We start from the raw sequence: 14,291 nt of genomic DNA on the forward strand, positions 1-14,291 counted from the left end.
ATGCAGCCTGTATATAGGCTGCATTAGTGCGAATTATTTTTACCTTTCAGAGCTGTCTAGTAACTTATTAATTCTATGATCTTTAATCTTTTTAACCCTCGTTTCCTGCGCCAACTGAATATAATCCGCATTACTCCAGGATGTGGCTATTACCTTCCGCTCCCCAAGCCAATTAGCCAACTTCATGAGAGCCGTTCTAAGCGGAGGGGCTTTGTCCAAATTTTCCTCGGTAATCCCCGTCAAATCCTTAATAAACCTATTTAGTTTGCCATACTCCGGTTTCACATATACTGAAAAATCATCTACTATGTGATTTTCCTGATTGAGAATAACTGCTCCAATCTGAATAGTTTCACATAGCATACCTCTACTTCTCTTCTTCGCACCACCTCTTACCATGCACATTTCCAAGTCTACTACCAAATAGCCATCCATCGCCAAGTCTCCTTCCTCTGGTCCCGCACCTACCTTTAATGATTTGTGTGGGTTTTTGTATATCCCTAATATATGAGCTTAGCTGTCCGATATTCAGGACTTGCGAAAACGCGTCAATCCTTAGACTCTTCTCCGCGAAAAACACATGAACTATTACGTGGATCGTGTCTTTCAAAAAAATTGACTGCACGTAACGTGCAATTTTAGCCTATGAGGAAAGGACGTGTTATGAATGAAACACTAGAGGAAAAATATGACTGAGATGACATTGCGAGAACTATGCATCACCCTACATGTTTCTAGGCGTGCTGTGCAAGGTTATGAAAAAGCAAAATTGGTTCAGGCTACTAGCAGAAATAACCGCGGTTATCTATTATATGATGAAGAAGCTCAAGAAAGAGTCCAAACCATCCGCTTTTATCAACAAATAGGCTTTACTATAAAGGAGATCACCCACTTAATAGACGCTGCTAGTATCGAGAAAAAGCATGCTCTTACTCAGCAACTAGAGGTACTTAAGCTACAGAAAAAACAGCTCGAGCAACTAATTGAAAAAGCAAAAGATCATCTGGATAAAATCTAGCGTAGCACGATCAACAAATTAAAAAATAGGAGAAAACAAATTATGAGTATGAGAAAAACTATGACAGGGCTTTTGTTATGCGCTGCCCTTACTGCCTTCACCGGCTGCGTACAAAAAGCGCCTACCACTGATACAAAAACCGAAAGTGAAACGACTCCCACAACCGAAAAAGAAGAAAAGAAGACTGGAGAATTACCCGATTTTTCCCCAGAAGCTACCATTGAGGAAACCGTACTTGTAGATGCCAATAATATAAAAATCACCGCTACAGAGTTGACTTATCGCTCGCATGTTGCAGATATCAATTTAATAATCGAGAATAATAGCGACCAGGATCTATCTTTCATTAGTGGCTCTATGGGCTACAACTGGAATTCGGTGAACAACTATATGCTAGATAGTAGTTACTTAAATGTAGATGTTACCGCCGGCAACTTAGCTAACGAAACCATTTCCCTTAAGTTCGATGAGCTTATGCTTTACGGCCTTCAAGAAATTGCGGATATCCAGATCGGCTTTCAGGTAAAGGATGCCGATTATAACGAAGTCTATACCGGCGTCAGCAAGCTACTTACTTCTGCTGCAGCCGATTACGATTATGCCCCTGACACTTACCAAGAAGCGATAAATAGTGGCATAATGGGGGCACTATTTGACTATTCTATCGATTACTTTGAAAAGAGGAGCTTTATACGGCGAACGGTATCCGCATGGTTTCAGAAGCTCTGGTCACCGACAAGGATGGAGGAAAAGCCCTTTTATTAGAAGTGGAAAACAACACTGCTGAGAGTGTCAGCGTGACTACCTCTGGCATCTCAATCAATAATCTTGTGGTCTATGATGGCCTATGGTCCTCAGATTCTCTGAATCCTGGGACGCGCAAAATCTTAACCCTTTCTCTTGATTCCCTATTAGAGCCAGCCTTTGCTGAAAAGTGCGCCCTCGAGGATATCGGTAATCTACAGCTCTCTTTTGCTGCCGAAAACACTGATTCTGAGGAAATAGCGCCCTCTAAGGCCCTTGAAATTATCCTTAACAAAAAGGCTGCCGCCTATGATAATAGTGGTGATGAAGTCTATAACGAAAAGGGAGTTCGCTTTGTCTCGAAAGGACTTTTAGGCAGCATCAACGAATATTCTAACGACATCTACCTGCTAGTCATCATCCATAATGACACCGATAAGTCGATTACCGTCCGCGACCCTTATGACGCCCTTTCCGTTAATGGGATAATGGCAGACTACTCTTTATCTTCACTCACTCTCGAGCCAGGAAAAAGCGGATTACTAGACCTTGAGATATACGAATCCTTCCTCAGCGATAACGATATTTCCGACCCAGAAGACATCTCTACTGCTCAAATGACCTTCTCAGTCAAAGGCGAGGACTATAAAGATGTTACTGAAGCTAAAATCGACCTTGCTTTTGAATAGAGGATATATGGCTACGACCTTAACAATTTCACCTTTGCCTTCTTTCTCGGAACCGTTCTTTTGTAATGAACATCAGGATAGCCAATAGCAATAGCCGTTACCACCTTTTCTTTTCCCGTAAGCGACAACTTTTTACGTATCTTTTTACTTACTCGGGCGGCCATGGCAAAGAAGCCCACATATAATACCCCAAGTCCCTGAGCCTCTGCCATGGTCCCCATATTAGTCGAAGCCAGTGCTGCATCCACCGGGTCATCGGCTATAACGAAAATTACCGCCGGTGCCCCATGGAAGAAAAATCCTTTCTATACCAACGGTTGTCTCATAATCGGAACCTTAATCAACACTTCCGTCCCATATCCCCAGTTCGAAGAGATTTCTTCGCTATCAATCAAAACTCCATCCCTATCAAAGATAACTGCTGTAATCATGTCTCCTCAAGTACGGCATCCAGTATTCACCTACTCCTCATCAAGATAGCAGATAACACCACGAGGTAAAATATACAGAACGGTTCCTATAGCGGTATCGTCCATTTTTTCATAAAGGCGACCCGCACTCATGCTTTCACCTTGAACGGTATAGGGGCTATTGGCAACGTAACCCACTACGCCAAGCCCCTCCATTTCCACCTTGATCGCTTCCTTATCATGGTCGTTATCAGGTTCTTTCGTAAGCTTAACCTTCATATCTCGCTCTAGGAATTTTTCACCGTAATAGTGATTTAATCCGGTAATTGTAAAATACTTTCTTTCCATCTGTGTTTCCTCCTTCGTTTCCAGCTAGTCTATGTTGCTAAGTGATTGGATAACTCTATTCTGCAACATTTCATGTCCCAAAATAAGGACTCCGATTCGCCACACGTACATAAAGGCAACAAAAATCCTCAATAAGTCAGATACTAATTCCAACTCATTGAGGACTTTTCATTAACCTACTATTTTATTTTTACACAGATATCTCTAAGGTATATCTCTGCGGAAGTGCGGGAATCAATCTCCTTGCATTATCTTTTTGCATATGACTTCCACTGCTCTTCTTTAAACCCAACCAAGACCTTCTCACCCTCAATAAGCACCGGGCGCTTCACCAGCATTCCGTCTGTAGCCAGAAGCCGTAGTTGCTCCTCTTCGCTCATTGAAGGAAGCTTATCTTTCAACTGCAAGTCACGATACACCAGACCGCTAGTATTGAAGAAACGCTTAAGAGGAAGACCACTTTTCCCGTACCATTCTTTTAACTCCTCATAGGTAGGATTGTCTTTCGCGATATCCCGCTTCGTATATTGAATTTGGTGATCATCGAGCCATTTCAAGGCCTTTTTGCATGTTGAACACTTTGGATAACAAACAACTAACATTCTCTTTACCTCCTATTTATCCCTTCCATAAAAGTCATCAACCGAAACATAAATAATATCCGCTTCCCCATCTCCATTGATCGGATTCTTCGTAAACAAATATTTATAGGTAGTGTATTGATCAAAAAGAGCTGCCCGCTCTTCAAGCACTCTTCTAATTTTATTCACCTTAAGATTACTGCGCCACTTACATTCGCCCACAAGTAATTCTTTACCCGATACAGATGAGGCAACCACATCTAACTCCTGAACATTCCCTTTACGATCTTTTCCCCACCACTTACCAAACGATTTTGCTACAAATGGCAATTCGCCTTTCGCATTCTTCCTACGAAGATATTGTCGCGATACTTCTTCAAAAATCGGGCCAATGTAATCAGTCAAATCATTAAGAGCCAAGGAAAAATAGATATCTCCATTGCCACGTTCAATTTCACTTCTTACCGAAAAGACAAAACGATACCAAAAGGCAATGAAATTCTCCGTTATCTGATACTGACTAGTCTTCCCTTTTAATGGATTTGAACCAAAGGGAATCACTCGTTCAATATAATTAAGTTCCTGTAAAGTAATGAGATATCTCGAGATCAAACTGCTCTCAAGTTTTGTAAAGCCAACAATCTCTCCTAGTGTATTAGAACCACTAGCGATAGCCTGAAGAACAGCATTGTAATTCGCAGGTTCTCTGAATTCTTGCTTCATTAACAGCACACCCTCGTTATTAAGGTAGCCACTAATTTCAAAATATAGCTCCTGGAGATTCTCTTCAAAACTCAAATCCGAATTAATTAGCGACAGATAATAAGGAGTACCGCCAATGCAAGCATAATACCGGATTTTATCCTCGTTACTAACATTCGGATAAAACTTTGCGGAGTCATAGTAATCAAGGGGATTAATCTTCAACTGCCCTGTCCGCCTACCAAAGAGAGGGCTTTTTTCACCTAGCACCTGATTCTCCATAAAGCTCATGGAAGAACCGCAAAGAATCAAGAATATATTCGTTTCCTTAAACTCGTAGTCGATTACGTGTTGCAAAATCGAATTAAGAGACTTATTCGCCGAGGCGGCATACGGATATTCATCGATAACGAGAACTAAGTGCTCATTGCCTAGTTGCTCCTTTATAAGACTAAAAAAATTGTTCCAATCAGTAACTGCTGGAAAGTTATGGATACCGATTTTTTCGCCCAGAAGCCGGGAAAATTTGTGAAGGTTAAGCGAATCATTAACCTCTTCTGCCGGTAGATATAAGGAATTCTTATCCTTTACAAACTCATTGAGCAAGGATGTTTTTCCAATACGGCGACGACCATAGACTACCGCCATCTGAAAGTTTTTCTTGTTATACATACGTTCCAGCGAGTCCAGTTCTTTTTCTCTTCCTAAAAACACAATCTCACCTCCAGTTTTACTACTTACGATTATTATAATCTAAAGTAGTAAAAATAACAACTGCTCATTTTCTCATTTCCTTGTTGCCGCAAAAAAGGTACAATATATAAATGAACACTAATAACTAGATCAGTGAGGACTTCAACATGCTAAAACCCGGATTATACGAACAGATAATTAACGAAGCAATCGGCGACGAGTTAGCTACCATACCTGACGCTCGCAAAGCGACTTCCGCCATAGATAAAGCCGAAGCTTCTAAAATTCTCTCCCAGTATCTTACCAATATTATTCAAAAGGGACTTGATAACATCTTAGACAAGAATGGCGGTATCGATGACCAAGTCGAACTTGTTAATCAGATTGTTGCTCTCATCCAAGAAGCCACTAAAGACGCTGATTTTGGAAGCTTAAGCGTCAATCAACAAGCCGAGCTTTTACTCGCCCTGTTGCAGGAAAAAGACCCTCGCCTGGCAATTGGAAAAAGTGCTAAGGATTTGGAAAGACCTGAAACTTCTATCGCACAGAGCTCCCTCTTCACCGGAGCTATTCATGAACCGCAAATGTATACCGAGCTAAAAAAGGAAATAATCTCTGCAAACCGAATCGATATGCTTGTTTCCTTTATCAAATGGAGTGGTTTACGACTTCTCATGGATGAATTGCGGCAATTTACGCAAAATGGTGGAGAACTGCGAATTATAACTACTTCCTACATGGGCGCTACCGATATAAAAGCAATCGAAGAATTACGCCACCTTCCAAATACACAGATTAAAATCAACTATGACACAAAACGTACCCGGCTTCACGCAAAGACATATGTATTTTACCGCGACACAAGCTTTACCACTGCCTATGTTGGCTCGTCAAATTTATCTAACGCCGCTATTTCTAGCGGATTAGAATGGAATGTGAAAGTAACAAAAAAAGACCTACCAGAAACTATTGATAAAATCGCCGCTACCTTTGAGAGCTACTGGAATTCTAATGAGTTTGAATACTACTCAGAAACTCAGCAAGAAAGATTATCCCGCGCGCTAAAGGCTGAAAAGTATTCAGGAACGGATGATGAGAATATCTACCTCATGGATATTCTCCCCTACTCCTATCAGCAAGAAATTCTCGACCGTTTGGAAGCTGAGCGTACGGTCCGTGGCTATATGCGCAATTTAGTTGTCGCTGCTACTGGCACTGGCAAAACCGTTATTTCTGCTCTGGATTATAAGCGCTTTCGTAAGCAAAATCCTGGAAGTCCTGCACGGTTACTGTTCGTCGCGCACCGTGAAGAACTTCTCAGACAAAGTCTCCATACCTTTAGAGCGGTCTTAAAAGACGCCAATTTTGGCGATTTATACGTTGGTAGTGCGAGACCTGATGGCATTAATCATTTGTTTATATCGGTTCAAACCTTTCATTCACAAGACTTTACCACAAAAACCACGAAGGAGTTTTACGACTACATCGTAGTCGATGAATTCCATCATGCTGTTGCCCCGACTTATCAGTCGCTTCTAGGCTACTATCAGCCTAAGCTTCTCTTGGGCTTAACAGCGACGCCTGAGCGAATGGATGGAAAAAGTATTCTCTCCTATTTCAATAACCGGATCGCTGCCGAAATTCGTCTGCCCGAAGCCATTGACCGCAAACTTCTATGTCCCTTTCAGTATTTTGGCATCACTGATACCGTTGATCTAGATAGTATGCGCTGGACTAGAGGCGGATATGACAAGGAAGCGCTATCCAATATTTACTCGTTCAGCGGTGCGGTAGCCAAGCGACGTGCTGACCTAGTGGTAGCTTCCTTACTGAAATACGTGACCGCTATGGATGATGTAAAAGGACTCGGGTTTTGCGTTTCTAAAGATCATGCAGAATTTATGGCAGAGCATTTTAACAACTGCCATATTCCTTCCATGTACCTTACCAGTGACTCCACAAGCAAAGAACGGAACACCGCTAAAGATTGTTTGGTTTCCGGCGATATACGCTTTATCTTCGTGGTAGACCTCTACAATGAAGGTGTTGATATCCCTGAAGTAAACACTACGCTCTTTTTGCGCCCAACGGAATCTTTAACCGTTTTCTTACAACAGCTCGGTCGCGGTCTCCGAATCGCGGAAAATAAAGAATGCCTAACTGTTCTAGATTTTATTGGACAAGCAAATAAGCGCTACAATTTTGAAGACAAATTCCGGGCACTGCTTAGCAATACTACCCGCAGTGTGACAAAAGAAATCAAGGACGGCTTTATCTCCGCCCCCAAAGGTTGCTATATCCAGCTGGAAAAGAAGGCCGCCCGGTATATCCTCAGTAACATTCAAGCCTCCTATGGTAACACCGCTGGTCTAGTCTCCCGCGTGGCTACTTTTACAGAGGATAGCGGCTTAGAACTCTCTCTTAGTAACTTTTTGGAGTATTATCATCTGGATCCACGAATGCTATATAAATATACATCATTCTCACGACTATGTGCTCGCGGAGATGTAATCGACGATTTCAGCGAATCTGTTGAAGTAGCTCTAACAAAAGCCTTCGCCCGCTTTTCTGCAGTGGATTCAAGACGCTGGATTAAATTTCTACTTGAGGTTCTACCTAAGCTCGACAATATTGACTTTGCCAAGTTACCAGATATAAAGAAGCGAATGCTTCAGATGTTCTATGTTACCGTCTGGGGCTCTGTAGTAGAGGATTGGGAAAGTGATGAGGTACTAGATAATCTTTACGGATTATCTGATTGCCCCGTAATGCTAGATGAACTTATTGAGCTTCTAAAATACCAATATGAGCACATCGATTTTATTGATAAACCGGTAGATTTAGGCTTTGAATGCCCCTTAGATCTACACTGTACATATACTAGAGATCAACTTTTAGTAGCGTTAGACTTTATGAAGCCTAATACTGTTCGCGAGGGGGTGAAATGGTTGCCTGATAAGCAACTGGACGTCTTCTTCGTAACCCTAAATAAATCCGACAAAGATTACTCTCCTACCACCATGTATAATGACTATTCTATTAATGACAGACTCTTCCACTGGCAAAGTCAAAGCACAACCAGCGAAGACTCTCAGACTGGACAGCGTTACATCCACCACCGCGAAAACGGGAGTCGAATCTTACTATTCGTTCGCGAATTTAAACAAGATCATCTTACTGGTAGCGCTTCTGCCTATACCTTTTTAGGAACTGCTAGTTATGTTAAACACGAAGGTAGCAAGCCCATGAACATTACGTGGAAGCTTGATCAACCTATCCCGGCAAAATACCTTAAGAAGACGAACAAGCTGATTGTCGGGTAGAAAAAAATGCAACGCAAATTTTTGCGTTGCATTTTTCGTTGCACGTTGCAACGTAACTTCACTTTTCTTTAACAGGCCCTTATTTCTTTTAGGAAAAACTCCCTGCCGCTAAGAACCTCGTGTTCTGTCGCTTGGCACACAGGGCACTTGCCCCCGTGCTCTGTGAGAGCGTACACCTTGCCACACGCCTGACAGATTCCATTAGCCGGTAGCTCTTCAATCTCAAGCTTTGTGGACTCTAAGATAGTACCGTCTACCGCTGCCGGATAGCAGGCTTTTAAATAGCGGGGAATTACCGACGATAATTCCCCCACCTGCAATACGATGGCTTCCACTTCTTCAAGCTGGTTATCTTCTACCACCCTTAACACTTGCTTCACTATGTGGTACATAATTCCAAGCTCATGCATCGCTCTTCATCCTTCCGCTACTTCTTGCCAATAACTTTCTTCGCCGTAATCTTTAGCTTACGTTTGAGGACCGTAGGCACAACCGCCTTCTTCATCTTCAAGAATTCCACGCCGGCTCCATCGTACACCCGCTCTAGCTTAATGGCATCAAACTTACATTTTGTCGCACACATACCACAGCCGACACACATGTACTCATCTACCACGGTTGCCCCGCAGCCAAGACACCGCTGGGTCTCTTTCATAATCTGTTCTTCATTTAAGGTGCTGCTTAAGTCTCTAAACGTGGTTTTCGCCTTCTGACCATCCACCTTCTCAACTCGCTGTCTTGGTGTCGTATCGTAGCTATCGATAACCGCTGCTTCTTTATCAAGCTCGGTAAACTCTCGCCTGCTCCGGCCAATCCGCAAGTCTTGTCCCTTTTGCACGAAGCGATGAATAGAAATCGCCCCTTGCTTACCAGCAGCAATGGCATCAATGGCAAACTTCGGTCCGGTAACTGCATCCCCACCAGCAAAAATATCCGGTTGCTGACTCTGATACGTTAGCTCTTCCACCTGAATGGTCTGATTGGGATTAAGGACTGCCTGACTTCCCTCTAAAAGGTTACCCCAGTCTACGCTTTGACCAATGGATAACAGCACGTAGTCTGCTTCCACCGTCAAAAGATCCTCTTCGTCGTACTGAGGACTAAAGCGGCCCCCTTCGTCAAACACGCGGGTGCACCGCTTAAATTCAACGCCGGTTACTTTTCCATTCTCGGTTAAAATCCGGTTAGGACCCCAAGAATTATTGATAACAATATCCTCGCTCTCGGCGATTTCAATTTCTTCTGCCTTCGCTGGCATTTGCTCCCGGCTCTCAAGGCTATACATGCTAACAACCTGGGCACCTGCACGGGTGGCCCCTCTAGCCACATCAATGGCCACGTTACCGCCACCGACCACTACCACCTTCCCAGAGAGAATCGCTTCTTCCCTTTGATTGACTTTAGAAAGAAAATCGATTCCTGAAAGCACACCTTCGGCGTCTTCACCGGCAATTCCTACCTTGCGACCTTTTCCCGCACCAATAGCCACGTAAAATGCCTGATAGCCCTGGTCTCTTAGCTGGTCTAAGGTCAGGTCTTTACCAATCTCTACACCGGTCTTAAAGGTGACGCCTAATTCTCTAAGGACATCGATTTCGGCTTCCACAATCGTTTTTTCCAGGACAAAAGAAGGAATACCAAGGGTTAACATTCCGCCAACTACCTTTTCCTTTTCAAAGACCGTCACGTCATAGCCGTCTACTGCCAGGAAATATGCACAGGATAAGCCTGCTGGTCCCGAACCCACCACGGCGATTTTCTTATCGCTATAATCGTGGCGTTTGCGCGGGATAAAACGGGTCTCTTTATTTAGATCCTGACTGGCGATAAAGCGCTTAATATCATCAATGGCGATGGGCTCGTCTAGGTCTCCTCTTGTACAAGCATCCTCACAGCGCCGATTACAGACGTAGCCGCAAATCGCTGGGAACGGATTCTCCATCTTGATTAGCTCTAGGGCTTCTGTGTATTTACCCTGAGCTGCTAATTTAATATACCCCTGAACAGCGATATGGGCCGGACAGTTCGTCTTACAAGGAGCTGTTCCTGTATCTACTACTTCTTGGCGATTTGTGCGGTAGTCAGGATTCCAGTCTTCCTTCGTCCACTCGTGATCTCTAGGTGTATACGTAGTCGTAATATTCTCGGTGACCGGCTTATTCGAGCATAGCTTCTGGCCTAGTTGGAGAGCGTTCATCGGACAGTTCTCCACACACTGACCGCAGGCCACACACTTTTCTTTATCAATGGTGGATACGTAATTCGAGCGCACCATATCCACATTTTTATACATAGTGCCTGAGCGCAGAGAAAGGCAAGAACACCCGCAACAGTTGCAGATAGCGTGAGTTTTTCCCGAGCCGTCAATATTGGGAATTTGGTGCATTAAGCCGTTATCCTCAGCCCGCTTGATAATTTCAAACGCCTCTTCTCTCGTGATTTCCCGAGCTCTTCCTGTGCGAATGTAATATTCAGCGGCGTGTCCCATCTGGATACACATATCCTCTTTCAGATGACCACAGCCCTCGCCCATTGCTTCCCGGTCCGTTCGGCACGAACAAGGTGAGCAAGAGAAGATGGTATTGTCATTTAAGTACTTGGACACCTGCTCGTAGCTTACGTTGCGACTGCCGCCTTCGATGGACTCTTCAATGGGGATAACCCGCATTAGGCCGATTCCCGGCGGAAACATCCCGGCACTCATAGGGCCCCGAACCCGTCCATAAGCCTCCATCGCATAAGCGACCACCGGGTACTTCTCCACGTTGTCTAGGTTATTGACGATCATCTCCATGACTCCCGGTATCCAGCTTTCAGCATGCCAGAAGGTATCCACCCCATCAATCACATTGACAAAAGTCGTCCCGTAGACCGCCAGCTTCATCATCTGCTCATGACAGTATTCTTCGGATTTCCCCATGATCTCTGCCATTTCTTTTGCTGTACGCTTGGTAAAAAATCCCATCGCCAGCCCCACTTCCGCCATATCGTCATCCACCCCTGCTTCTAGGATAACGTATTCTGGGTCATCCCACAGATAGCTGTTTTTCTTCGAGTCACGGCGACCGATTAAGTTCGCAAGGGCCATTACCTTTTCATTATGCTTCGGTACGTACCCTTCTGGAAAATACATTTTCGTAATTTCACGTTCCACTAGCTATTCCCTCCTTTCACCTGTTCTAGTAACCAATTCTCCCAGGCTTCCATCCCCTCTCCCGTCTTTGCGGAGACTGGGAAGATGGCAATCTCTGGATTAAGTGCTTTCACTCGTTTTATACACAGCTCTAGGTCAAAATCAAAGACCTCTAGCGTATCGATTTTATTAATTAAAAGAGCATCTGATATCTGAAACATCAACGGGTACTTTAAAGGCTTATCATCCCCTTCTGGTACACTTAGGATCATGGCATTCTTCGTGGCCCCAGTATCAAACTCTGCCGGACAGACCAGATTTCCCACGTTTTCTAAGATTACTAACTCAGCCTCAGCGGCCGCTAACCCGGTAAGACCTTGTCTGGTCATATCGGCATCTAGGTGACACATCCCACCAGTATGGAGCTGAATCACTTTGACCCCGGTATCGGCAATGGTTTTGGCATCCACATCGGAATCGATGTCCGCCTCCATTACGGCAATGCTCATTTGATCCTTTAGGGCCTCAATCGTCTGCACCAAGGTGGTGGTCTTCCCTGCCCCAGGAGAGCTCATTAGATTCAGCAAAAATCGGTTCTCTTCTTTAAGCTTTGCCCGTAAGCGTCTAGCGTCTTCGTCGTTATCGGCAAACACGCTCTCTTTAATTTCTAACACCTTAAATTCTTTCATCTTCTCACCACTTTCTATTCTGCTAACGCTTTTACTTCTTGGTAAGCCTTCAGATCCGTATATAATTCACCCTTATATGGATTGCGTCCCGTCTTTCTCCATTTGTAAATCATGTATACTAGCACCGCGATATTGACTGCTAGGGCTAGGAAACTGACGATAAAATAAATGGTCGGATTGTAGGTGGAGTCTACTCGCCAAGTGCCGTAATCCTGGAACCTAGGGAAGGTCTGGGCAAACATACACCACAGCGCTAATGTCTGGGCCCGGTGCTGGAGCCAAGCTCCTTTTCCTAAGGTAAAGCTACACACCGTGGGCGCTAGCAGGAGCGCGATTCCACAGTACCAAGAATGGTGAGGCAAGCAGTTATACGTATAAGCAAAGTTCCATAAGTCATAAGCGATAATGTAAAACCAGAGCATATCCGGCCACAGCATATCCCGGCTATTATCCTTTGCCGTCGACTTGCGAATCTTAATGCCAAACCAACCCGTTATGATAACGATATTGATAATCCCGGCAATGGCGTTCATATAGTTCCAGGAGCCGCCCATTAACATAACCGGGGCATCTGCCGTCAAATCCTGTGCCATCACGGCGTATTTCTGACCCACTTCAAAATCCCGGATAACCGCCTCGGCGATATTAATCGCCAGAATCAAAGGGGGAAAACAAAGAGCAATCTTATTATTTGCTAAGGCCCAATCGGCACCGGTCTTCTTATTGGTTCCTCGTAGGTGGCGAATGCACCAAAAACCGATACAGCCCGCCGTCGACGAATAGACCTTAGCCAGATGAAACCAGTCGGTATAGGTAGATTCGCTTAAAACCGTAAACCAAAGAACCGATAAGACAATTGGTAGGACCACAAAACACAAAAAGCCCAACCACTTAAAACGACGACTAATCTCATTTAAAAGAAATAGTGATAAAAATACTGCGAGCCACACCAAAAGTACACTGCCTACACTCGCTCCCTCCTCATAGTTAAACGTAAACATACTCGACTCCTTTCTTCTTAAAAAGCCCTTTATTTATTTTGGTCATACCAGTAGTGCAATTATACTTTGAGTTTAGGTAATCTCCTTATGATTGTCAAGCTTTTGTCAGCTTTATTACACATTTTCACCATTTTCACCTAATTCCTTTGCCTTTTTATAGTAACTATGATATAAATAAGGTGAATCTGGTATCTGGTCATACCACTTTAAGACAACGATTTTGACAAACCAAAGACAAAGGAAAAAGAAATGAATTTTGCGAAACTAAGTGCACCTACTTTAAAGGAACTTTTTGTAAAGGAATTAGAAGCCATGATTCTCTCTGGCAAGCTAAAGATTGGGGAGAAATTGCCACCTGAGCGCACCCTGGCCGAGCGGATGCAGGTCAGCCGTGCGGTGGTTAACGGCGGGATTGCTGAGCTAGCGAGAAAAGGCTTTCTGCAAGTAAAGCCCCGCTCCGGGGTCTACGTGGTGGATTACCGCCGCTACGGCACCGCTGAGACCTTATTATCCATTATGAATTATAACGGTGGCCATTTGCGAAACGATGAGATTCGCTCCATCTTAGAGATTAAAATGATTGTGGACACCCTAGCTGCTGAACTAGCGGTGGATAAGTGTACCGATGAAGACATCGAAGCCCTAGAAGAGCGCTTAGCCGAAATGGGCAAGCACGATAAGAACGACGAAGCCACAGCTGATGCCACCTTCGATTTTTATCACGAGCTTTGTATGATTAGCGACAACACCTTGCTGCCTCTCATCTACCGCTCCTTTCGAATTCCGATTACCCATCTCTGGATTCGCTTTGCCGAAAAATATGGAAACGAAACTCTCTGTCGCAATGCCGGTACGATTCTTGAGGCTTTAAAAGCAAGGGATAGGAAGACCGCTCGGGAGGCTATCGAGAAGTCCTTAACGGCGGCTATTTCTGGCGCCAATGAAATCTATGAAAACTAA

The 14,291-nt window shown here is 44.1% G+C and carries 14 protein-coding genes and 1 pseudogene; 5 read left to right on the top strand and 10 right to left on the bottom strand.

Translation table 11 applies throughout. The features are described from left to right. Nucleotides 1-39 precede the first annotated feature (39 nt). On the bottom strand, nucleotides 40-435 hold the full coding sequence (locus NHH16_RS09530; RefSeq protein ID WP_262069368.1) for a 3'-5' exonuclease: 396 nt from the start codon (nucleotides 433-435) through the stop codon (nucleotides 40-42). Between the two features lie 253 nt (nucleotides 436-688). On the opposite strand from NHH16_RS09530, the gene NHH16_RS09535 reads away from it, so the two are divergent. The 3 genes from NHH16_RS09535 to NHH16_RS09545 are packed head-to-tail and all read left to right on the top strand — an operon-like array spanning nucleotide 689 to nucleotide 2,451. Next, on the top strand, nucleotides 689-1,018 hold the full coding sequence (locus NHH16_RS09535) for a MerR family transcriptional regulator (protein WP_262069369.1): 330 nt from the start codon (nucleotides 689-691) through the stop codon (nucleotides 1,016-1,018). A gap of 42 nt (nucleotides 1,019-1,060) precedes the next feature. Further along, the gene (locus tag NHH16_RS09540) at nucleotides 1,061-1,783 is read left to right on the top strand and encodes a hypothetical protein (protein ID WP_262069370.1); all 723 of its coding nucleotides are present in this window, start codon (nucleotides 1,061-1,063) and stop codon (nucleotides 1,781-1,783) included. After that, the gene (locus tag NHH16_RS09545; RefSeq protein WP_262069371.1) at nucleotides 1,729-2,451 is read left to right on the top strand and encodes a hypothetical protein; all 723 of its coding nucleotides are present in this window, start codon (nucleotides 1,729-1,731) and stop codon (nucleotides 2,449-2,451) included. The genes NHH16_RS09540 and NHH16_RS09545 overlap by 55 nt, the downstream gene beginning before the upstream one ends. Nucleotides 2,452-2,462: 11 nt before the next feature. Here NHH16_RS09545 and NHH16_RS09550 read toward each other — a convergent pair. The 5 genes and pseudogenes from NHH16_RS09550 to NHH16_RS15650 form a co-directional block, all read right to left on the bottom strand. Next, nucleotides 2,463-2,738 (bottom strand): annotated as a pseudogene (locus NHH16_RS09550) (nitroreductase family protein); the annotation flags it as partial. A gap of 18 nt (nucleotides 2,739-2,756) precedes the next feature. Next, entirely contained in the window at nucleotides 2,757-2,882 is a 126-nt protein-coding gene (locus NHH16_RS09555) for a hypothetical protein (RefSeq protein ID WP_262069372.1), read from the bottom strand. Between the two features lie 30 nt (nucleotides 2,883-2,912). Further along, on the bottom strand, nucleotides 2,913-3,209 hold the full coding sequence (locus NHH16_RS09560) for an HIRAN domain-containing protein (RefSeq protein ID WP_262069373.1): 297 nt from the start codon (nucleotides 3,207-3,209) through the stop codon (nucleotides 2,913-2,915). A 248-nt stretch (nucleotides 3,210-3,457) separates the two neighbouring features. Further along, nucleotides 3,458-3,811, bottom strand: coding sequence for an arsenate reductase family protein (locus NHH16_RS09565; RefSeq protein ID WP_262069374.1), 354 nt, complete (start codon nucleotides 3,809-3,811; stop codon nucleotides 3,458-3,460). Nucleotides 3,812-3,823: 12 nt separating this feature from the next. After that, nucleotides 3,824-5,206: an ATP-binding protein gene (locus NHH16_RS15650; protein ID WP_262069375.1), complete on the bottom strand. Its 1,383-nt coding sequence runs from the start codon at nucleotides 5,204-5,206 to the stop codon at nucleotides 3,824-3,826. A 146-nt stretch (nucleotides 5,207-5,352) separates the two neighbouring features. Here NHH16_RS15650 and NHH16_RS09575 point away from each other — a divergent pair, with 146 nt between their 5' ends. Next, a complete protein-coding gene (locus tag NHH16_RS09575) occupies nucleotides 5,353-8,508 on the top strand; it encodes a DEAD/DEAH box helicase (RefSeq protein ID WP_262069376.1) in 3,156 nt (1,051 codons plus the stop codon). A gap of 68 nt (nucleotides 8,509-8,576) precedes the next feature. Here NHH16_RS09575 and NHH16_RS09580 read toward each other — a convergent pair whose 3' ends face one another. The 4 genes from NHH16_RS09580 to NHH16_RS09595 are packed head-to-tail and all read right to left on the bottom strand — an operon-like array spanning nucleotide 8,577 to nucleotide 13,331. Further along, entirely contained in the window at nucleotides 8,577-8,918 is a 342-nt protein-coding gene (locus NHH16_RS09580; protein WP_262069377.1) for a hydrogenase maturation nickel metallochaperone HypA/HybF, read from the bottom strand. Nucleotides 8,919-8,935: 17 nt separating this feature from the next. Then, nucleotides 8,936-11,662, bottom strand: coding sequence for an FAD-dependent oxidoreductase (locus NHH16_RS09585; RefSeq protein ID WP_330643512.1), 2,727 nt, complete (start codon nucleotides 11,660-11,662; stop codon nucleotides 8,936-8,938). After that, the gene (hypB, locus tag NHH16_RS09590; RefSeq protein ID WP_262069378.1) at nucleotides 11,662-12,330 is read right to left on the bottom strand and encodes a hydrogenase nickel incorporation protein HypB; all 669 of its coding nucleotides are present in this window, start codon (nucleotides 12,328-12,330) and stop codon (nucleotides 11,662-11,664) included. Before hypB ends, NHH16_RS09585 begins: the two co-directional genes overlap by 1 nt. Before the next feature lie 14 nt (nucleotides 12,331-12,344). Beyond that, nucleotides 12,345-13,331 carry a DUF5692 family protein gene (locus NHH16_RS09595; protein WP_262069379.1) on the bottom strand — a complete coding sequence of 329 codons (987 nt, stop codon included), beginning with the start codon at nucleotides 13,329-13,331 and terminating at the stop codon, nucleotides 12,345-12,347. A 249-nt stretch (nucleotides 13,332-13,580) separates the two neighbouring features. Here NHH16_RS09595 and NHH16_RS09600 point away from each other — a divergent pair, with 249 nt between their 5' ends. Beyond that, the gene (locus NHH16_RS09600; protein ID WP_262069380.1) at nucleotides 13,581-14,291 is read left to right on the top strand and encodes a FadR/GntR family transcriptional regulator; all 711 of its coding nucleotides are present in this window, start codon (nucleotides 13,581-13,583) and stop codon (nucleotides 14,289-14,291) included.

The sequence above is a fragment of the Ohessyouella blattaphilus genome (assembly GCF_024721265.1).
Taxonomy (GTDB): Bacteria; Bacillota; Clostridia; order Lachnospirales; family Lachnospiraceae; genus Aequitasia; species Aequitasia blattaphilus_A.

Bases quoted from the DNA above. Each gene is read 5' to 3' on its own strand.
- NHH16_RS09580 (WP_262069377.1), bottom strand. From the start codon at position 8,918: ATGCATGAGCTTGGAATTATGTACCACATAGTGAAGCAAGTGTTAAGG.
- NHH16_RS09540 (WP_262069370.1), top strand. From the start codon at position 1,061: ATGAGTATGAGAAAAACTATGACAGGGCTTTTGTTATGCGCTGCCCTT.
- hypB (WP_262069378.1), bottom strand. From the start codon at position 12,330: ATGAAAGAATTTAAGGTGTTAGAAATTAAAGAGAGCGTGTTTGCCGAT.
- NHH16_RS09565 (WP_262069374.1), bottom strand. From the start codon at position 3,811: ATGTTAGTTGTTTGTTATCCAAAGTGTTCAACATGCAAAAAGGCCTTG.
- NHH16_RS09530 (WP_262069368.1), bottom strand. From the start codon at position 435: ATGGATGGCTATTTGGTAGTAGACTTGGAAATGTGCATGGTAAGAGGT.
- NHH16_RS09545 (WP_262069371.1), top strand. From the start codon at position 1,729: ATGGTTTCAGAAGCTCTGGTCACCGACAAGGATGGAGGAAAAGCCCTT.
- NHH16_RS09560 (WP_262069373.1), bottom strand. From the start codon at position 3,209: ATGGAAAGAAAGTATTTTACAATTACCGGATTAAATCACTATTACGGT.
- NHH16_RS09535 (WP_262069369.1), top strand. From the start codon at position 689: ATGACTGAGATGACATTGCGAGAACTATGCATCACCCTACATGTTTCT.
- NHH16_RS09575 (WP_262069376.1), top strand. From the start codon at position 5,353: ATGCTAAAACCCGGATTATACGAACAGATAATTAACGAAGCAATCGGC.
- NHH16_RS09595 (WP_262069379.1), bottom strand. From the start codon at position 13,331: ATGTTTACGTTTAACTATGAGGAGGGAGCGAGTGTAGGCAGTGTACTT.
- NHH16_RS09600 (WP_262069380.1), top strand. From the start codon at position 13,581: ATGAATTTTGCGAAACTAAGTGCACCTACTTTAAAGGAACTTTTTGTA.
- NHH16_RS09555 (WP_262069372.1), bottom strand. From the start codon at position 2,882: ATGATTACAGCAGTTATCTTTGATAGGGATGGAGTTTTGATTGATAGC.